The organism is Microcoleus sp. PH2017_08_TRC_O_A (assembly GCF_020738665.1).
Classification (GTDB): Bacteria; Cyanobacteriota; Cyanobacteriia; order Cyanobacteriales; family Microcoleaceae; genus Microcoleus.
Window position 1 is genome coordinate 26,397 of record NZ_JAEQCE010000072.1, and the last position, 19,823, is coordinate 46,219.

The following is a 19,823-nucleotide window of genomic DNA, read 5'->3' on the forward strand; positions in this document are numbered from 1 at the left end:
ATCGCCGGATTCGTAGAAGACTCGGCGGTTAGAAACCGCGTCTACACAGACAAAACCCGCCTCCGCGGGTTGAAGAAAAGACGGTTAAAATCGCCGGATCTGATTAATTCTCTTCATTCCGCGGAGGCGGAATTTGTTTGTGTAGACGCGGTTTCAACCGCCGTCTTTTTCTTATATTATAATTTGAGTCAAAGTCCTGTAGGTGCGATCGGCTCAATATCTGGATCGAATCCACCAACTTGATTTGTGCGAATTATCCACAAAAAAGCTCCTTGTTTTAAGAGGATTTTGGCGATCGCATCTTGGGTACGCCTCGGCAGCATTGTTCGGTAACTCATAGCAGCTTTGAACGAATTCACGATGCCAGCAAAAAAGCTTTTTTTCAGTTCAGAATCAATACCCGCCAATCTCGCATTTTTGCGCCAATCTGGACGGACAACACCGAGGGGAATTAATACTTTTTCTAAACTCTCTCCTAAGGCTATTAACTGGTTAAATCTTTCGGTTTGTGCGGCGGTGGGATGTGTTTTCAGCCAGTCTTGAATCTGAGGATTTGACTCAATTTCCGCAGTAATTTTTTTAATTGTCGCGTAAATTGCCTGACTGGAATCTTGGACGCAAGAAGTTGCTGGCGTGACTAAACTGGCGCCGGTGCCGTCTCCGCTGCGGTAGCGCGCCATCATGATATCTAGTTGCTGGTTGAATTCGGCTAAAGGCGACAAGGTGATGCCGTCAAAGTCGTAGTCGCAACACACGCAGTCTAATTTACAGATGATATCGCACACCGGGCGATCGCCCAACCAGCCGCGCTGCAAGTCTCCCATGTAACTTTGCCATTTGCTGGAACCTGCTACAATGCCGTCTGGATTGTGGGCATAAACTTGTTTGTATTCTATGTCAAAACGCAGTTCGCGGGTAAAGCGATCGCGCACAACTTTTGCTACTCCAAAAGCAAAATGTCCGGTGACAATTCTCAGCGGTGCCGGTTCGCCGCCTTTGCCGCCGATACCGCCGAAACAGTGAATCACTATACCGATATCTCCTTCTTGCCAAGGGGAGATTGAATCGTTTTCTGTAGCATCATTTGGCATCAACAATACTCTTTTGGCTTGTCCTTTTTGCGCCCTAGTATTTAACCAGTTTTGGTCTTTTAAATAAGCGAGAGATTTTTGTAACCCGAAATGTGTTTCATCTGGGATTAATTGGGCAATTTTCCGGGGTTCGATAGCCTGAACAACAAAAATATTATCTTCATCTCTTTCGCCGTAAATGTACCAGCCCTCTGAATTTAATGGCGATTGTTCGATTTGGTGATTGGTAGACCTCGCTATCCCATTTTTGTCTGGCTGTACTTGGGGAATCCGAATGATTTCGGCGGCGCCGTCAAATTGTTGGGATGTTTGGCCCAAATGCCGGACAATAAATTTGTCGCTGTCGGGTTCTGGGCGCTGTAAAATTGAGACTAAGGCACAGAAACGTCCGATAATTTGTACTGGTTCGCGATCGATAATTAATTCTTGCGGGTCGCTGTTGCTATGGTTGATGGCAATCACCGGTCTCCGTAACATCACAGTCACGCTGTCTTCGCGTCTGCTACCTGCTAGAGTTTCTAAAGGGCCGACATTGCGCCAGCCGTTCAATCTATCTGGATGGATGTTGCCTGATTTTTGACTTTTTTGAGTTTGTTTGGTGAAGCTGATATCTTGACTGACGGCGTGGACAAAAAATTGTACTTGGCGATCTGTACTCCACTTCAAAAATGCTATTTTGCCAATGAAATTTTGATGTTTTTTGGGTGCATTGATCACTTCAAAAAAAACTGATCCATAAATCTGGCGCTGTTCGTTTGATGGCAAAATCAAGCGCCCTTGCCAAAGTGCGATCGGGTTGTAGAGATGGGCAACTGCTGCTGCATCTTCGCAGACGATTTCTGGCTCCGGCTCTTCTAAAGTATCGCTTTCTGGTTCCTCAAAAAACGCCGGATAATTGGAATCTTCTTCGACAAATTGCGGTTCTAAAAAAACGTTTTTACCTGCGGCAATATTGGCAGTTGAATCTCGGTTTTTTAGGGGTGATTTCAATTTCAGAAAATGGCGTTTTTCCTCCAGCTTGTCCTGCAACCAATTGACAAAAACCCGAACAAAAATAAAAGCTGTGAGACCGAAAATCACAGCCAAAGCTGTCATCCCCAGAGTCAAAAGAAATTGCTCTAAAGATTGACCGGAAAGTAAAATAATTTTGGGCCAAATCGAAGAATATGCCGCCATAAATATATCTAGAAACGAGTTTTAGGTTCGATCCAGTCTGTGCTGGCTTGAGTGCCGAAAACTAGGGGTTTGTCTTGGGTGACAGATACGGTTTGGCCAGTCATATCGACGGCACAAAGAGGCCAAGATCGATCGCCCAAATGACCGGCGCGGAACAGAACTTGTCCCGGGCAAACTTGACTCCAACCCAACAATACAGCATGGGTGTAAAGACTGCGAGCCGGAGCAACGGTATAAGTATAATTATCATTTTTATCCCAAATGACCGCGTAGTCGGACATATCGGAAGAGTTGAACAACGCTTCAAATTCGCGGGCGAGAACGCGGGAACCCTCTTGATTCCAAGAAACAGGTACTAAAATCGCGATCGTCCCGGACATATCTGTGTCATCGCTAGCATACATTCCGCTTTCCGCCAGGGGCGAAGCAGCCGCCACTGTTTGCAGTTCCCCAGTTTTGAGATTTTCCACAAACATGACGCTGCTAACCCGACACCGGGCCAATTCCGGCTGTACTTGCAATTCAATTCGACTGTAAGCCGCGTATTGGCCGTTAGTTGAAACTAGGGAAGGACTCCGATAGTAGCGGATACCTGTGCCAGCATTTGAACTCACCTTAGCGTGAGTCTCATTAATCCATTCCCAAGGCACGGGATAGGGGCTATTTAAAGGGTCAGCCATCATTTTTTTTCCAAAAGTTCTACAATATTATCTAACAGATTCAGCCTCACACGCAGGAGATGATAAATCTGGTTTGTGTCGGAAATGCTGTGCCGCCAAACCCCAGATTTGTAGAAACCGGGTGAATTTTTCAGATTTGAGATTTGTCCTCCAATCTAAAATCTAAAATCCAAAATCTAAAATTGGATATATAGGATAGTATCGAAATTAATCTGGTATGTGTACCGAGAGGGAGGAACCATGACGCGATATTCTACGGAAAAACCTTCAATCCCCCCGACTCGCGTCTCTAAGTCGCGGGGAAAAGGTTTATTTTTACTGTCGCTAATCTTTAGACTGCTGTTGCTGGGAGTAGGCAGCGGTTTTGCGTGGGTTTTGGGGATGGCGATCGCCCAAATTTATCCCTCACGCGCCACGTCTATGCCGATCGCCGAGAGATTGCTGCGCGTAACTCAAAATTTGACCTCCAGCCCGAAACGCGCCCCAGCAAAGCCAATTCCAGCGCTTCCTGCACCAACCGCTACACCAACTCCCCAGTCGAAAGTCAATCCCGCCCAGAGAGAGAAATTGCAGGGAGATTTAAGAAAGTTGCAGGGCGAGCTCAACGCGCTAATTGGGCGCACAGCGGCTTTAGAAAGTCAGTTGGGTAGCAGCCGCCCGACGGAAACTTTGGAAAAGCGGTTGCAGTTGATGTCGCAGGAATTGGCTGCAACCCCAACGGAGGCCACTCCTCCTCTGGCTTTACCCGCGCCGAGCCCTCTCGATGGTAACGCGCAGCCACAGAATACGAGAAATCCAGTGTTTGCAGGGGATGCGCTGATGGTAACTTTGCCCAGCGATGTTTTGTTTAATACTGGCAGCATTTCTCTGCGGGCGGGTACCAGTGCGATTTTGGACAATTTGGTGGCGGAGTTGCGGAGTTACGAGGGGGCGACGGTGCGGGTTGCAGGCCACACTGACGACGCTCTTGAAGAGGCGGAAAATCGCAATGTGTCGTTTGCGCGGGCTCAGGCTGTGGTGCAGTATTTGTCTGGTGTGCTCGGGCAGAAGTATCATTGGGTGGCGATCGGCTACGGGGAAAGTCGCCCTTCGGTGGATAATAGTTCTGAGATCAATCGGCAGCGCAACCGTCGCATTGAAGTGGCAATTAGTCCTTAGTCAGTTGTCAGTTGTCAGTTGTCAGTTGTCATTGGGCTTATAGATACTAGACTTAGGATTGATAGAGCAACCGCAGATTTAAGGCAGATTAACACAGATGAACGCAGATAATTTCAAGAGAGTTTGTGGCTGTGGCAATTTTGTCTAGTTTTTTCAATTCACTGTGCCGAATTTTAGGAAAAATCATGCAACATTATTTGTAGGGTGTGTCGCCGCCAACCATCTTTAAAATTGACAAATAGTCGATCGGGCGACGCACCAGATAATTGTAGGGTGTGTCACCCTCAACCATCTCTCAAATTGACGAATAAACTCAGGGCGACGCACCGGATAAAATATTTGAGCAAATCAGCCTTTGACGAGTTTGGTGTTTGTGGAAATAATTTTAATGAGTCGTATCACGTGCGTCGCCCTGAGATTCTCGGTATTGAGTTAGGAATTTATCGCAGGCGACACACCCTACAACTACAAGCTGTCAACTGTCAACTGTCAACTGTCAACTGTCAACTGTTGAAGCCGAAGGTGTCAAAGGCGGTAAGTCAGAATTATTTTTAGCTTGATTTATTGTCTCTCGATATTCGCTCCTCAGCTTCGGTTTTAAATACAAATTCTCAATCAAAGCAGCTACTCCCGCAAACCAAGGCGGCACAATTACCGCGCCAATAATTCCTAATACTTGCACGCCTCCCAAGACAGACAGCAATTGATACAATGGATGCACCCCAACCGAGGAACCAACCAGCAAAGGATCTAGTACGTAAGTTTCTAAGTTTTGGATAAATACAAACAGCAGCAATACCCACAACAACACCCATCCACCCTTAGCTAAGGCGACGATTAAGGCGGGTACTGCACCCAAAACCGGGCCAATGAAGGGAATCAGATTTGTCACACCTGCGATCGCACCCAAGCCCAAAGCAAACTCCGGCATCCCCAAAAAGCTCAAACCTGCGGTGATAAATATCCCTAAAATCCCCGAAACTAACACCCGCCCGCGAATGTAACTCCCCATTCTTTGCCCGATGGGCGTGGCTTGGGCGGCGAGTTTTGTGTCCCAAGGTTTCGGGAAAAACTGCACCAAACTTTTAATTAATGTGTCGCTGTCCGCTACCATGTACCCGGAAATAAATAATGCTAAAACTAGGCTGAAGAAGCCGCCGAGAATGCCTCTTGTTAAACTGTACGATCGCAAAACCAGTTGTTGGCTCGATCGAATCAGCCAATTTGTCAGCGATTGAGTGTCCAGCAACTGATTCACCAAAGCAGGTGCATCATCGGTGAGGCGACTGGCTAAGCTAGTCGCTACCACTTCCAGACTTTCGGCGTAAACTGGTAACTGTCGCACCAGTAACTGTATTTGATCGATGACTGTCGGCCCGATTAACACTACCGTCCCGCTGAATCCGCCAATCAGAGTTAAATAAACCAGAATCACCGCCAGCCAGCGGGGAACGCGCATGGTTTCGGCCCAATTGACGATCGGGACGATCGAAGCAGCGAGCACCACTGATATCATCAGAATTACTAGCAGACTCCGCAATTGCCACAGCAGCACTAGCAGCAAGGACGATGCTACAATGAGCAGCAAGTTAGGTATAGAAATTGTAATCCGCTGTTCAGACATGATTAAATAATAAAGGTCTGTAGTTGCGCTTATCTCCTCGCACAGGGCGGGTTTATTTATCTTCTGAGTTACCCCATATATTTTGGGTAAAACCCAGCCCTACTCATTTTATAATAAAAAGTAACATCGGCACAAAAAAATAATATGCAACCACAATATTCAACTCAAGATTTATCAGCCATTTCGTCTATCAAATCACCAACGCTGTTTTACGAATGGCAAAAATATCGCTGCGCTTATGATGTTTATCAACCAACTACTGCGACAGAAGATAGCATACCTTTGTTATTAATTCATCCCATAGGAGTTGGATTGTCAAGAGTCTTTTGGCACAGATTTTGCGAAAGTTGGTACAAATCAGGTAACACAAATCCGATTTACAATCCCGACCTTTTGGGCTGCGGTGATTGCGAAATGCCCGCTGTGGCTTGCTATCCTGAGGATTGGGCGGCACAGTTGCAGTTTTTCTTGGAGACTGTAGTAAAAAAACCTGCGATCGTCCTCGTGCAAGGTGCTTTACTGTGTGTAGCCTTGGAATTAGCCAAAATCCAGCAGAAAAGCGGTTCTAACTTAATCCATTCCTTAGTCCTCGCCGGGCCTCCAGCTTGGGCGGTGATGAACAAACATTCGACAGATAGAGAGCAAAAAATCGTCTGGAATTTGTTAGACTCTCCCTTGGGAAACGCTTTTTATCGATACGCCAGACGCGCTAAATTTTTGCGCTCTTTTTCTGCAAAACAACTGTTTGGCGATGCTGCTAAAGTTGACAGCGAATGGTTGGATGCTTTGCAAGCTGGGGCGGCAAATCCTGACAGCCGTCATGCAGTTTTCTCATTTTTAGCGGGTTTTTGGCGGCAAGATTATAGTACCACGATTCAACAGTTTATAAATCCGGCACTCGTTATCATGGGAGAAAAAGCCTCAAGCATCAGTCAATCAGGTAAGGAAGAAAAACCAGAGGAAAGAATAGCGCAATATTTGGCTAACTTTCCCAACGCAGAGGGTTTATTAATGCCGGGGCGCAATGTTTTACCCTACGAATCTACGGCAGAATTTGTGAGTGCTGTTGCGGAGTTTGTGAATGGAAGTTTGCAACCGCAGATATCAGCAGATGAACACAGATGAACGCGGATGGAATTTCGTCTGCGTTAATCCGCGTTCATCTGCGGTTAAAAAACTCTGAATTTCAACTGCGATGCCAAATTGTTGTGCCATCTTTTTGATCGATCAGAGTAATGCCCCGATCCTTGAGTTCGTTGCGAATGCGATCGCCCTCAGCGAAATTTCTAGCTATCCGGGCATCCTTCCGCTGCTGAATCATCGCCTCAATTTCCGCATCACTCAAACCGCCAACCGCCGCATCGCTGTCAGCTTCCGGTTGCACCTCCAACCCCAAAACTCCCGCCAAATTCACCAAAGTCAGCCAATGAAGCTGCAACAATTCCGGCGAAGTTTCAGTTTTGCCTTGATGCACCAAAACATTGCTTTCCTTACCCAATTCCTTCGCCAATTCAAACAAAACAGCCAAAGCAGCAGGAGTATTGAAATCATTATCCATAGCTGCTTGGAATTGCTCCACAGCTTTGGTATCTTGTCCGGTTTTCTCAACATCCCAATTTAGTTTATCGGCATATCGGAGTCCAAAAAGCAAGCCTTCGTTGATAGTATTCCAGCCATTTTGAGCATTGGCGATCGCATCTTCGGTAAAATCTATCTGACTGCGATACTGCGCCATAAACACAAACAGCCTCACCGCCATCGGTTCCACCGCTTTTGACTTATCGCCTTGATTCTTACTCCCCCCCTTAGCAAGGGCAGATTCATTTTCACTCTTACTCCCCCCCTTAGCAAGGGGGGGCTGGGGGGGGTCAGATTCAAGTTCTCCCGACCAATTCCCCTCCAACAAATCGCGAATTGTAATAAAATTGTGCAAAGACTTCGACATCTTTCTGCCATTAACAGTCACAAAAGCATTGTGCATCCAATAATTAGCCAAAGACTTGCCAGTCGCAGCTTCAGATTGAGCAATTTCGTTTTCGTGATGCGGAAAAGTTAAATCGGAACCGCCGCAGTGAATATCAATAGTTTCGCCCAAGCAATCGCGCACCATCGCCGAACATTCAATGTGCCATCCGGGGCGACCTTTTCCCCAAGATGATTCCCAAAAAGGTTCACCGGGTTTAGCGCTTTTCCACAGGGCGAAATCTGAGGAATCTTGCTTTTTTTGAGCTTCTATTTCGGCAGTTTCTAATCTGCCGCTAGCCCCGGCTTCCATTTCTTCCAACTTGCGGCCGGAAAGTTTTCCGTAGTTGTCAAACTTGCGAACGCTGTAGTAAACGTCGCCACTGTTCGCATAGGCAAAGCCTTTGTTTTCTAACTCGTGAATCAGCCGTTTGATGCCGTCTATTGAGTGGGTGGCGCGGGGATATTCATCGGCCCTGAGAATATTTAGTTTGTCCATGTCGGCAAAATATTCGTCGATGAAGCGTTCGGCTACGGCTTCCATTGTGGAATTTGTCTCGCGGGCGCGATCGAGAATCTTGTCATCAATATCGGTAAAATTCTGTACGTAGCGCACCGAGTATCCCCGCCACATCAGATATCGGCGCACCATATCCCAGACGATGTAAGCGCGGGCGTGGCCGACGTGGCAGTAATCGTATACCGTAACGCCGCAGCAATACATCCGCACCTTTGAGGGTTCGATGGGATCGAAAGGTGATTCGCGGCGGGTCAAGCTGTTGTAAAGCGTTAGGGACATGGGATTTGAGATTTGGGATTGATGTATTGCTCTAATTTATTATAGTACCGCGTTTGATTCCGCTATTTTTTTTGCTATCAAAATTTGATTGACGAACTCCGTCGGCATGGTGTAGCATTGAATTAGATGCTAATTTAATGTTATTATTATGATCAACCTTTCAAGAGACATACATTCTCTCACCGATTTCAAACGTAATACGACTGAGTTTGTGCAGCGACTGAAGCAAACAAAAAATCCTTTAGTTTTAACTGTCAACGGGAAAGCAGAGTTAGTTGTTCAGGATGCTGAATCTTATCAGAAGCTTTTAGATGCAGTTGAGTTATTGGAGAGTTTAAAGGGAATTAAACTGGGCTTGGAACAAATGGATCGAGGGGAAGGGAAAAAAGCGGAGGATTTTTTTAATCAACTGTTTGACAAGTTAGACAGTTCCCCATGAATCAGATGAGGAAGGTAATAGCTGATGAAAGAAAATATTTGGATTAACTTTTTAGAAAAAAATAAATTAATGCGATCGCCTGATGAAGTGACAGCTTTTGAAAATGCTTTAGCCTCAGTTGCCGATCGTCCTCACAATGAAGATTTGCCAGATTTGCATCTGATTTTAGACGATCGCTGCGAACAGCCAGAAGTCATGTTCGGTTTGATTCATTTTTTAGAATCTTTTGATGTGTCAGCACAGATTCAAGCATTTGTTACAGTTATACCGCAATTAATGCTCGTTGCTTCGGAATGGACGAGAATTCTCCACAACCGCATTTTGAATGATGATGATGCTTGTCGTTTGTATCGAGATATTTTGCATTCATTGAACTCCGAAGAACCTAGTTTTGTTCGTCAATTGCTGGAAGAAAGCGCTAGTTACAATTTAAGCAAGCGGGAACCAAAATTAGAGTTGGCTAGGTAAGAATGTTTAGGCAACAGCAAAATCTGTCAAAGGGCGATCGATCGTCTGGATGGTGAAAAGCCAGCACTATATCGCTTTGATGAACTTCTTCTTTTAACAGTTCGTTGGCGATTCCTTGTCTTTACAAAAGTATTGGAAAACCTGATTTTTAGGACAATAATTAATTATGGTCAGTCGGTGGCGATCGCCATTTTTTGAGTATCGTGTGAGATATGAGTTAGAATTGGGGTTGAAAAGCTCCACATTGCGATCGCCCCTAATCGCAGTCAACTGTGGGTTCCATCTACAATCCATAATCTAAAATCCGATGACTTCACTCCCACCCAACCGCGCCAAAACACTCAAGGAAGCTTACCGCGCTTGCGATGTCAAGCCTCTAGCGGGTGATGATATTGCCCGATATTATGTAGATTTGTCCGCAGTACGCAACACAGTGGCGATCGAAAATGTTAGCACGGATTTGGATCTTCAAGAACCGGGAGAATTTAACACAATTTTGTTTACCGGACATCGGGGATGCGGCAAAAGTACAGAATTAAAACGCATTCAGTCGCGGTGGGAAAATGAATATCGGGTGATTTATATAGAATTCGATCAGGAACTAGATGTTCTTGATGCTGAATATACCGATTTATATTTGCTAGTTATCAAAAAAGTAGCTGATGAGTTAACTGAATTAGGATTGAAGTTTGATCCAAAACTATTACATAGTTTTGAATTGTGGTTTAAAGAAGTCACTAAAGAAACAGAAGAAACTGTTCAATCTTCTGTTAGCATTGAAACTGAAGCAAGTGCAGGGGCAGAAATTCCCTTTATTTCTAAGCTGATGGCAAAATTGATCGGTCAAATCCGAGGTTCTAGTCAACACAAACAAGTTATTCGCGAAACTCTTCAGCGCAATCTATCCCGCTTGCAAACAGATATGAATCTGTTGTTAAAAGATGCTTTTGACAAGCTGATACGCAAATATCCAGGCCGTTACAAAAAAGGATTTTTACTGATTGTTGATAACTTAGACCGCATTACTCCAAGAGTTGCCAATCATTTGTTTTTTGATTATGCTCCTCAACTGCAAGAACTAGACTGTACAATTATCTATACAGTGCCGATTTCGGTAATTTATTCATATAAAAATGTCAGCAATTTATTTGATAGCAATCCCAACATCGTGCCAATGGTGAATATTTATGAATTTAACCGCAGTGAGTGCGATTTAAATTGCAATCAGCAAAGATTAGATGGAGTTGCCAGTTTGATCGAGAAACGAGTTGATGTTAGTGCGGTATTTGATGATCGAAAACAGTTGCTAGATTTGGCAAAAGCCAGTGGCGGTCATGTGCGACAATTGATGCAGATAACTCGATCGGCTTGTCGCACGGCCATTACTCGCAAACACAATAAAGTTTTGGCTGAAGATGTAACTTACGCTTTAAATCAACAGCAATTTGATTTTGAAAGGTCTACTCCTACACCAGAATATTATACAATACTAGCGCGAGTTTGCATCGACAAAGATATTGCTAAAGAAGAAATCGGACAAAATTTATTATTCAATCTTTCCGTCTTGGAATACAACGGCAATAGTCGGTGGAATTATGTCAACCCACTCGTAAAACAAAGTTATGCTTTCCAACAAGCCCTTAGATCAATTCAAGGAAATCCCTGAAATACACCAGCAAAGGATAATTGAATTCAATCAAGAATCTTTTGACCAATTGCTGACGTTTGTCGATATTGTTCCCGATGATGCCTTTGATTTGGGATTTATTGACTGTAATTTTGCGAAGGATACAGATGCGATTATTCAGGCTTTAATTAATCATCCCGATTGTCAAGAGATGCAGTTTGAGATTTGGGATTTTCCCGATCCTGATATGCGCTTTTTGATGGATGAAATTCTGAAGGTTTTGCCAGCAGTCAAGGTTCAACCAGACAAAAAGTTGATTTTCATTGTGCGGGGAGTGGAAAATGCGATCGGGATGACGGGGGAATATCCGCCAATGTTGGTAGATTTTAATTGGGTGCGAGATGCTTATCCGGTTATGGTACGGCATCCAATGATTTTTTGTTTGCCAGATTATGCGATTACGCGAGTTGCTAATTATGCGCCGGATTTCTGGGCCTGGAATTCGGGAACTTTTGTGTTTAAAACTCCGGCAAATACTAGGGATGATGCGATTTCTCAAACTCTGGATGCTAGCAAAGAAATTAGCAATTGTGAGGTTCCAGAAAAGCAGGAACGGATAGATTTATTAAAACGGTTATTGATTGAATACACTCCCTCGAATGGGCGCGAGGAAACTCAAGGTGATTTAAAAACTCGCATTAGGGTTTTGAATGATTTGGGAATTGCTTATCGCAGTCGGAGTGACTACTCAACAGCAAAATACTATCTGAAACAAGCATTAGATTTGGTTAAAGATGATGAAGATTTAGCCGAACTCAAGGCAAATTCTTTGCATGAATTAGCAATTGTTGAACGCAATCTAGGAGAAATCGAAAAAGCGATTACTTTAGAAAAGCAAGCTATGGAAATCTTTGAACGCATCGGCGATATTAAGATGAAAGCTGCTACTTTGCACCAACTAGCAATAATCTATGCCAATCAAGGGGATGTAGAAAAGGCGATCGCATTTTATCAAGAATCTCTCGAACTTGAGGAAAAAATTGGCGATGTTCAAGGGAAAGCTGCTACTTTGCACTGTCTAGCAATAATCTATGCCAATCAAGGGGATGTAGAAAAGGCGATCGCATTTTACAAGGGGATGTAGAAAAGGCGATCGCATTTTATCAACAATCTCTCGAACTTAAGGAAAAAATTGGCGATGTTCAAGGGAAAACTGCTACTTTCGCAATGCTTGGACAGTTGTTAGCAGCGCAGGGAGATTTTGACCAAGCTTTGAATTATTTACAGCAATCTTTGAAGATTTTACAGCATTTGCGATCGCCCGATGCGGAGATAGTGAAGGAAATTATTGCTGAGGTTGAGCAGATGGATGGAGATCGTAAGTTTGCGCGCGGGATTTAGAAACCGGGTTTCTCACGAATATCTCGTGAGGATGCGTAAAATCTCGTAGAAACCCGGTTTCTGGCCGCCCTCACCCACCAAACCCTCCAAACCCATCACCAGCCCCGTCCCAGAATATGTCATCAAACCCTGATATTTGTCCGAACATCGATCCCCTGACGCTCTAAAATATCAATATTCCCTGACATATTGATCCCCGAATCCCCGAAAATGCGTATAAGTACCCATGATTAAGGCAAAAGACCCCTTGACCAGACCGGGAGTTGTCTGCAACATTAAGTCATGACAAAGCGATCCCAAAGAAATGCTTTGATTGAGCAACTTTGGGAGTCAGATAGCGCGTGTGCTGCCGGCACAGCGTTGCTAGCAGCACCGATCGCACTCGCACAATCGATCTTGTCAATCAAGAATCGATAGATAAAGCTTTATTTAGATCGGACGGTGCGCGCAGAAGCCAATAAGTCAGAAACCCCGATCGCAATTGGGGACAAGACAAGCTAAAAACCAGCAAGGCTTCAAAGGTTGGAGAGATTCAGAAGCTCGATCGTAATTGTATTTAAAAGAGTTTCTAACTCAAAAAATCAACACATTAGTGTTGAATCGAAAAATCTAACCCGCCATCCAAATTAGTGGAGAACAAACTCATGGCAAAAGAACGCCCACCATTAGAAGAGATGACTTTGCGACAACTCCGCAGAGTTGCTAGCGAATGTGGAGTCTCTCGCTACAGCCGGATGCGGAAATCGCAACTTCTGGCATCAATTCAAGAAATTCAGCGCAACAAGTTTTCATACAGTCCATCTCGCAAACTAGAGGCACAAGAAGCAGTGGAAGCAGCAAAGTTTGAACTAGGTCAAGAAGATAGAACAGGCGGTTCTTTGGCGTCTGTAGATGAAGGTTTAGCAGATTTGCCCAACGGTTACGGTGAAAGCCGGGTTGTTTTGATGCCCCGCGATCCAGAATGGGCTTACACCTACTGGGATATCCCGAACGATCGCAAACAAGAAATGCGCCGCCAAGGCGGACAGCAACTCGCCCTGCGGATCTACGACGTTACAGATGTTAACCTCGACATCCAAAGCCCCCACAGCATTCAAGAATATCCCTGCGACGAACTGGCGCGGGAATGGTACGTGCCAATCCCCGTAAGCGATCGCGATTATGCGATCGACATTGGCTACCGCTGTGCAGACGGCCGTTGGTTGGTGTTGGCGCGATCGGCAGAAGTCCGAGTCCCGCCAATCTATCCCAGCGACTGGATTGAAGACCAATTCATCACCCTCGACTGGGAAGAAGACTTGCGCGGCCAAACCTTCGCCGAACTGGTTCCCCCGGCCAAGAAAATCGCACAAGCAACCAACGGCATCGCTTACAGCACCGGCAACGCCATCTACGAACAAATCTTCGGCATGGCAGAATCGGCAGAATCGATGCGCGTAGCAGGTTCGATGTTCGGTTCCATGCAGCACGTTGCAGGTTCGATCCAGCAATCCGCAATCCACGAACAAGCTTTGAGTTCCTACGTATTCCCCTCCGGTGTTGGAATGTGGGCTGGGGCAGGAATGTCTGCCCTCACTGCGTCAGGTGTGGGTATGTCCGGCCTCACTGCGTCAGGTGTGGGTATGTCCGGCCTCACTGCGTCAGGTGTGGGTATGTCCGGCCTCACTGCGTCAGGTGTGGGTATGTCTGGCCTCACCATGTCCGGTTTCGGTATGTCCTCCGGTGTCGGTATGTCGGGAGTTGGCTTTGCCGCCCCGATGCGCCCCCGCCAGTTCTGGTTAGTTGCTGATGCCGAACTGATCGTCTACGGCGCCACCGAACCCGATGCTACCGTCTACGTAGGCGGACAGCCAATCAAACTGAATGCTGACGGCACTTTCCGCTTCCAGATGTCTTTCCAAGACGGCTTGATCGACTATCCGATTTTTGCAGTAGCAGCAGACGGCGAACAAAACCGCGCTGTCCACATGAAATTCGAGCGCGAAACCCCTGAACGTCGCACCAACACTAAGGAAGATTCTGTTGTGGAATGGTTGGGCTAATCGTAAATGTCGATCGCGATCCCGGTAGGTGTTTGGGTTTGTGCCAATTTTTTAACCATCACAAGGCCTACCCGGAGCAAATGGCGATTTGTTAGGGTTAGTTTCAGACAACAACCCATAACACCCCCTATACACCGTTCTCCTATTTTGAGGAGCGGTGTTTTTTGTATTTAGAAGGAAGAGTTGACAGTTGACAGTTGACAGTTGACAGTTGACAGTTGACAGAGGGAATAAGGAATAAGAATTATTTCTTGGTAGGGTGCGTGAGGGCGAGAAATCTTTACATCCACACTTCGAGACTATTACTCACGCACCGCCCCAACGATTGAATCATATCAATGCTAGCGTCAACGATATTAGACAAGACTCTCAACATCTGCCTGTAGATAGATGTTGACTTAACTTGCGATCGAACTCGTGACCTCAAAATTTGTAATTTTCACTCAACAATTATTAAGTAAGCTAAAGTTTACTTAAATTTTCATTGCACAAACTCGGTAAATCCCGCGAAACGAAAGAAAGCGAGTTATGAGATCAGTAAGGCGATCGCACAGTCATATCTCAAAAGCCAATGCCCAAAATAAATTCCCCGCCCCAGCGAAGGCAAAAGCGCCCCCGTCTTTTCGCCTTATTCGCTGTCACATTAGCAGCCGTCTTGCTGTTATTTATTCTGCCCGCACTGACTCAGCAGCCAGTTGTGCTGACGATGTTAATGCAAGGCCAAGACATTGCCAACTGGAAACCGTTTGTCAAAGAATTTGAACAGAAAAACCGCGATATTCGCATCAACCTCGTAGAAGGGCCCTTTGACACAAACCTCGTCGAAAATCTTTACACATCTGCCTTTCTTTTAGGCGAGTCGCCCTACGACATCATCAACATGGATATCGTTTGGGTTCCCAAATTTGCCGCCGCAGGTTGGGTAAGGGATTTAACCGACAGAATTCCCCCCGAACAACTTGCAAAATTCATCCCCGGTAACGTTGAAGGCGGAAGGTATCGGGGCAAACTTTACCGAATTCCCCACGCTTCGGATGCCGGAATGCTTTATTACCGCAAAGACATTTTAAAACAAGCCGGAATTCCAGCACCGAAAAATTTTGAAGAGATGGTAAAAATCTCTCAAAACTTACAGCAACAAGGAAAAGCAACTTGGGGTTATCTGTGGCAAGGTAAACAATATGAGGGAGTATCTGCGATGTTTGTCGAAGTGCTCTCGGGTTTCGGCGGCTTCTGGGCTAATCCTCAAACTTTTGAAGTTGGGTTAGATAAACCCGAGGCCATTAAAGCAGTGGAATTTCTCAAAAATACGATCGCCTCCGGCATCTCTCCAGCGGGTGTTACTACCTACGGCGAAGAAGAAACCAGGCTGTTGTTTCAAAACGGGAAAGCGCTGTTTTTGCGAAACTGGCCCTATGTTTGGAAGCTAGCAAATGCCGAGGGATCTAAAGTGAGAGGCAAAATTGCGATCGAGCCAATGCTCAGCAGTATCGGTAAAACAGGCGGTTCTTGCTTGGGCGGCTGGGGCTGGGGAATATCCAAAACATCAAAACATCCAGAACAAGCCTGGAAAGCAATTAAATACCTCACCAGCGAGGCAACCCAGCGCAAATTTATTTTAGAAACAGGTTTAATTCCCAGTTACAAATCCCTATTTACCGACAAAGAAATAGTCGCCAAATATCCCCACTACCCGCAACTTTTAAAAGTAGTGGAACGCCCAGCCTTGCGCCCGCCCATTGCACAATACGCTCAAGCTTCTGATATTTTGCAGCGCTATTTGAGTTCAGCTTTTACTGGGAGAATGACTGCGGAACAAGCAATGAAAGCGGCGGCTAGCGAAACTCGCAATTTATTAGGAAGTTTGAAACAACCAAAAGCTTCTTGAACAGTTGACAGTTGACAGTTGACAGTTGACAGTTGACAGTCCTAAAGCCGTAAATGAGGGATAAATTAGGGCTAAAAAATATGCAATCAGACAAGATGCGACAGCGCGAACAAAGAACCGGATGGATATTAGTAGCACCAGCATTGATAATTCTGCTGCTAGTATTTGCTTACCCAATCTTGCGCGCGTTTTGGCTGAGTTTATTCACCCAAAACCTCGGTACTGAATTGAAACTGGTTTTTTCCGGCTTTGCTAACTACAGTCGAATGTTAGGCGACGGGCGTTTCTGGCAAACTTTAAGCAACACCACAGTCTTTACTTTTGCCTCTGTTGTGCTGGAATTAATTCTCGGCATGGGCATTGCCTTAGTCTTAAATCAATCTTTCACGGGGCGCGGCATTGTGCGGACAATTTCCCTGCTGCCTTGGGCGCTACCTACTGCATTGATGGGTGTAGCTTGGGCGTGGATTTTTAACGATCAATACGGCGTAATTAACGACATTTTACTGCGCTTGGGATTGATTCAAAAGAGCATTAGCTGGTTGGGAGATCCGACTTTGGCAATGATGGCAGTGATTACAGCCGATGTTTGGAAAACTACGCCGTTTGTCAGTCTGCTTTTGTTAGCGGGATTGCAATCGATTTCCGGTGATTTGTATGAAGCCCACGCCATTGACGGCGCCAGTAGTTGGCAGAGTTTCCGTCAAATTACCTTGCCGCTGCTGATGCCCCAAATTGTGATTGCTTTGCTGTTTCGATTTGCCCAAGCTTTCGGCATTTTTGACTTGATTCAGGTGATGACGGGAGGGGGGCCGGCTGGGGCGACTGAGACGGTTTCTATCTACATTTACAGCACGGTGATGAGGTATTTAGACTTTGGGTACGGGGCGGCTTTGGTGGTGTGTACTTTTTTGCTGTTAGTGGCCGCAGTTGCGATCGCCAGTTACCTATTATCGAGAGCCCGCGCCAGTCAATTTTAGATTTGGGATTGGGGATTTTAGGTTGGTGGTAGTTAATGAATCAGATACGTTGAGGGAGAAATTAAAATCAGACTATTCATTGCTTCAATCTTCTTCCTTCCAGGTAGAGGTAGCTGTCAACTGTCAACTGTCAACTGTCAACTGAATGAAACGTTCCTTTCATTGGTATAAACTATGTCGATCGCCCGCGAACAACCTACCACAAAACCCTTTAACATCCGGCAATTAATCTTGCCCCTATCAGCGATATTAATTGTCGCATATTTCCTCGCACCCATCATCTGGCAAGTGCTGACTTCCTTCAAAGTAAACGCCGATATCTCAGCAATTCCCAACGTCTACATTCCCGCACGAATTACCTTCGATCATTACCTGTCCTTATTCCAGCGCCGTCCGTTTGCACTTTACATTTTAAATAGCGCTTTTGTTTCCATTACTTCCACACTGCTGTGTTTAGCAGTAGGTGCTCCCGCAGCTTACGCATTAGCCAGATTGCGGCTGTGGGGCGAGAGAATTATTCTGGCAAGTGTGACAATTGTGACGCTATTTCCGGCGGTGTTGTTATTTTTAGGACTGTTGGAAATAGTCAAAGCTTTGGATTTAGGAAATAATTATTTAGCCTTAATTATTCCATACACAGCTATCAATCTGCCGCTAACAATTTTGGTAATGCGGAGTTTCTTTCAACAACTGCCAAAAGATTTAGAAGATGCTGCTAAAGTTGACGGATACAACACCTTTCAAATGCTCTGGCAAATCGTGCTGCCGATGACATTTCCCGCCTTAGTCACAACCGGAATTCTGACATTTATTTCAGCTTGGAACGAGTTTATTTTCGCACTGACATTTATGACTCGCGAATCTCTGAAAACAATTCCCGTCGCCACGGCTCAACTCAGCGGTGCATCAGTCTTTGAGATTCCCTACGGCCCGATCGCAGCAGCCACAGTTTTAGGAACCTTACCCTTGGTTTTGCTAGTTTTGGTGTTCCAACGGCGCATCGTTCAGGGTTTAACAGCCGGGGCTGTCAAGGGATAGTAAGGAGAGTTTTGAGTGGTGAATTTGTCAATAAAACAGTCAAATAGTTAAGGATCGCGAATTAAATAATTTACACAAGTTTGTGGAATGGGCGTCCCGCCCGTCCAGAAAGAACGGGCGGGACGCCCATTCCACAAGAACAATAAAGATTGTAAGTTATTTAATTATCATTCCTAAGTTGATTCCTAGTGACGAATAACCAATAACCAATAACCAATAACCAATAACCAATAACCAATAAAAAATCATGGCAAAACTGCAACTAAAAAACCTCAATAAAACCTACAGCCCCAAAGTTGTACCAGTAAAAGACATTAGCTTAGATGTCAGCGAGGGCGAATTTCTGACCTTGCTGGGGCCCTCCGGGTGTGGCAAATCTACCACGCTGCGGTTGATTGCAGGGTTGGAACAGCCGACTAGAGGCGAGATTAGAATTGGCGATCGCGATGTGACATATCTCAGACCGGGCGATCGGGATATTGCAATGGTTTTTCAAAGTTACGCGCTGTATCCGCACATGACAGTGTACGACAATATGGCATCCAGCCTCAAACTCCGCAAAATATCCGACAGCGAAATCGATCGCTTAGTGACAGAAGTTGCAGCATCCCTCGGATTGACCGAATTAGTCGATCGCAAACCGGGTAAACTATCAGGCGGACAGCGGCAGCGAGTAGCCCTCGGACGCGCCTTAGTGCGCCAACCAGCAGTATTTTTGCTCGACGAACCTTTAAGCAATCTCGACGCCTTATTGCGAGAAAAAGTTAGGGCCGAACTCAAACAATTGTTTTCATCCCAAAAAGCCCCTGTAGTGTACGTTACCCACGACCAAACCGAAGCAATGACACTTTCTACAAAAGTCGCAGTTCTCAACAGCGGCAGCATCCAGCAATTAGACCCGCCACACTTGATTTATAACCGTCCGGCAAATCAGTTTGTAGCGGGTTTTGTAGGCAGCCCGCAAATGAATTTGCTAGTGCTTAAATGCCAGGGAAATTTTGCGATGTTGGGCGATTCTGGAGTTCCGCTACCAAATCTGCCGACAGTCCCACCAGAGATTGTCTTGGGAATTCGCCCGGAACACCTCAGCTTTGCAGATGTAGAGGCCAGGAAGAAGCCAGATCCAGAGGCAATTAAAGGTGAGGTTTATTTAGTAGAAAACTTGGGAATGCAAAATTTAGTTAGCGTCCGAGTTAAAGGTTTGGAGTCAGTAACGGTGCGCGCTTTGCTCCCAAATGACCGTCAGTGGAGTTCCGAAATTGTCGAGCTGGTTTTTCCGTCTCAGTTGCTGCACTGGTTTGATGTCAAAACTGGCGATCGCTTGAAATGAAAATTTGGCCTGTATAACACGATCGATTGAAAATAGTCTAACCCTGTGCTGAAAAATACTATTTCTGCTTTTAACTAAGTTATGACTGTAGTAAGAGGTATAAGTATTTGGCTGCTGTTA

General features: G+C 45.5%; 18 protein-coding genes. 13 read left to right on the plus strand and 5 right to left on the minus strand.

Annotated features, from left to right (window positions below):
- Window positions 1-188: 188 nt before the first annotated feature.
- Both JGK22_RS23390 and JGK22_RS23395 read right to left on the minus strand, forming a co-directional pair.
- Entirely contained in the window at window positions 189-2,267 is a 2,079-nt protein-coding gene (locus JGK22_RS23390; RefSeq protein ID WP_293313837.1) for an abortive infection protein, read from the minus strand.
- Between the two features lie 8 nt (window positions 2,268-2,275).
- Window positions 2,276-2,950: a hypothetical protein gene (locus tag JGK22_RS23395; RefSeq protein ID WP_293313840.1), complete on the minus strand. Its 675-nt coding sequence runs from the start codon at window positions 2,948-2,950 to the stop codon at window positions 2,276-2,278.
- A gap of 237 nt (window positions 2,951-3,187) precedes the next feature.
- Between JGK22_RS23395 and JGK22_RS23400 the strand changes: the two genes are divergently transcribed.
- Window positions 3,188-4,105 carry an OmpA family protein gene (locus tag JGK22_RS23400; RefSeq protein ID WP_293313843.1) on the plus strand — a complete coding sequence of 306 codons (918 nt, stop codon included), beginning with the start codon at window positions 3,188-3,190 and terminating at the stop codon, window positions 4,103-4,105.
- A 496-nt stretch (window positions 4,106-4,601) separates the two neighbouring features.
- Here the strand turns inward: JGK22_RS23400 and JGK22_RS23405 are convergent, their stop codons facing one another.
- Entirely contained in the window at window positions 4,602-5,729 is a 1,128-nt protein-coding gene (locus JGK22_RS23405) for an AI-2E family transporter (RefSeq protein ID WP_293224269.1), read from the minus strand.
- Window positions 5,730-5,873: 144 nt separating this feature from the next.
- Between JGK22_RS23405 and JGK22_RS23410 the strand changes: the two genes are divergently transcribed.
- A complete protein-coding gene (locus JGK22_RS23410; RefSeq protein ID WP_293313846.1) occupies window positions 5,874-6,854 on the plus strand; it encodes an alpha/beta fold hydrolase in 981 nt (326 codons plus the stop codon).
- 61 nt (window positions 6,855-6,915) lie between these two features.
- Here the strand turns inward: JGK22_RS23410 and cysS are convergent, their stop codons facing one another.
- The gene (cysS, locus tag JGK22_RS23415) at window positions 6,916-8,490 is read right to left on the minus strand and encodes a cysteine--tRNA ligase (RefSeq protein WP_293190431.1); all 1,575 of its coding nucleotides are present in this window, start codon (window positions 8,488-8,490) and stop codon (window positions 6,916-6,918) included.
- Window positions 8,491-8,638: 148 nt separating this feature from the next.
- Here cysS and JGK22_RS23420 point away from each other — a divergent pair, with 148 nt between their 5' ends.
- Window positions 8,639-8,929, plus strand: a complete 291-nt coding sequence (locus tag JGK22_RS23420) for a type II toxin-antitoxin system Phd/YefM family antitoxin (RefSeq protein ID WP_293190430.1) — start codon at window positions 8,639-8,641, stop codon at window positions 8,927-8,929.
- A 24-nt stretch (window positions 8,930-8,953) separates the two neighbouring features.
- A complete protein-coding gene (locus JGK22_RS23425; RefSeq protein WP_293190429.1) occupies window positions 8,954-9,397 on the plus strand; it encodes an Imm30 family immunity protein in 444 nt (147 codons plus the stop codon).
- Here JGK22_RS23425 and JGK22_RS23430 read toward each other — a convergent pair.
- Entirely contained in the window at window positions 9,390-9,509 is a 120-nt protein-coding gene (locus tag JGK22_RS23430; protein ID WP_325315896.1) for a hypothetical protein, read from the minus strand. The two genes, JGK22_RS23425 and JGK22_RS23430, sit on opposite strands and share 8 nt — an antisense overlap.
- Window positions 9,510-9,704: 195 nt before the next feature.
- On the opposite strand from JGK22_RS23430, the gene JGK22_RS23435 reads away from it, so the two are divergent.
- The 9 genes from JGK22_RS23435 to JGK22_RS23475 all read left to right on the plus strand — a co-directional run bounded on the left by JGK22_RS23435 (window position 9,705) and on the right by JGK22_RS23475 (window position 19,703).
- Window positions 9,705-11,063 carry a P-loop NTPase fold protein gene (locus JGK22_RS23435; RefSeq protein WP_293190428.1) on the plus strand — a complete coding sequence of 453 codons (1,359 nt, stop codon included), beginning with the start codon at window positions 9,705-9,707 and terminating at the stop codon, window positions 11,061-11,063.
- Entirely contained in the window at window positions 11,020-12,168 is a 1,149-nt protein-coding gene (locus tag JGK22_RS23440; RefSeq protein ID WP_293313849.1) for a tetratricopeptide repeat protein, read from the plus strand. The genes JGK22_RS23435 and JGK22_RS23440 overlap by 44 nt, the downstream gene beginning before the upstream one ends.
- 8 nt (window positions 12,169-12,176) lie before the next feature.
- Complete coding sequence (locus JGK22_RS23445; protein ID WP_293313871.1) at window positions 12,177-12,425, plus strand: tetratricopeptide repeat protein; 249 nt, start codon at window positions 12,177-12,179, stop codon at window positions 12,423-12,425.
- 282 nt (window positions 12,426-12,707) lie between these two features.
- The gene (locus JGK22_RS23450; protein WP_293185226.1) at window positions 12,708-12,842 is read left to right on the plus strand and encodes a hypothetical protein; all 135 of its coding nucleotides are present in this window, start codon (window positions 12,708-12,710) and stop codon (window positions 12,840-12,842) included.
- 227 nt (window positions 12,843-13,069) lie between these two features.
- Window positions 13,070-14,467 (plus strand): DUF4912 domain-containing protein, encoded by a 1,398-nt coding sequence (locus tag JGK22_RS23455; protein WP_293185227.1) that lies wholly within the window; start codon window positions 13,070-13,072, stop codon window positions 14,465-14,467.
- 571 nt (window positions 14,468-15,038) lie between these two features.
- On the plus strand, window positions 15,039-16,355 hold the full coding sequence (locus JGK22_RS23460) for an ABC transporter substrate-binding protein (RefSeq protein ID WP_293205012.1): 1,317 nt from the start codon (window positions 15,039-15,041) through the stop codon (window positions 16,353-16,355).
- Window positions 16,356-16,435: 80 nt separating this feature from the next.
- Window positions 16,436-17,335, plus strand: coding sequence for a sugar ABC transporter permease (locus JGK22_RS23465; RefSeq protein WP_293196737.1), 900 nt, complete (start codon window positions 16,436-16,438; stop codon window positions 17,333-17,335).
- A gap of 174 nt (window positions 17,336-17,509) precedes the next feature.
- The gene (locus JGK22_RS23470) at window positions 17,510-18,373 is read left to right on the plus strand and encodes a carbohydrate ABC transporter permease (RefSeq protein WP_293205015.1); all 864 of its coding nucleotides are present in this window, start codon (window positions 17,510-17,512) and stop codon (window positions 18,371-18,373) included.
- A gap of 247 nt (window positions 18,374-18,620) precedes the next feature.
- Window positions 18,621-19,703 carry an ABC transporter ATP-binding protein gene (locus tag JGK22_RS23475; protein WP_293182583.1) on the plus strand — a complete coding sequence of 361 codons (1,083 nt, stop codon included), beginning with the start codon at window positions 18,621-18,623 and terminating at the stop codon, window positions 19,701-19,703.
- Window positions 19,704-19,823 lie beyond the last annotated feature (120 nt).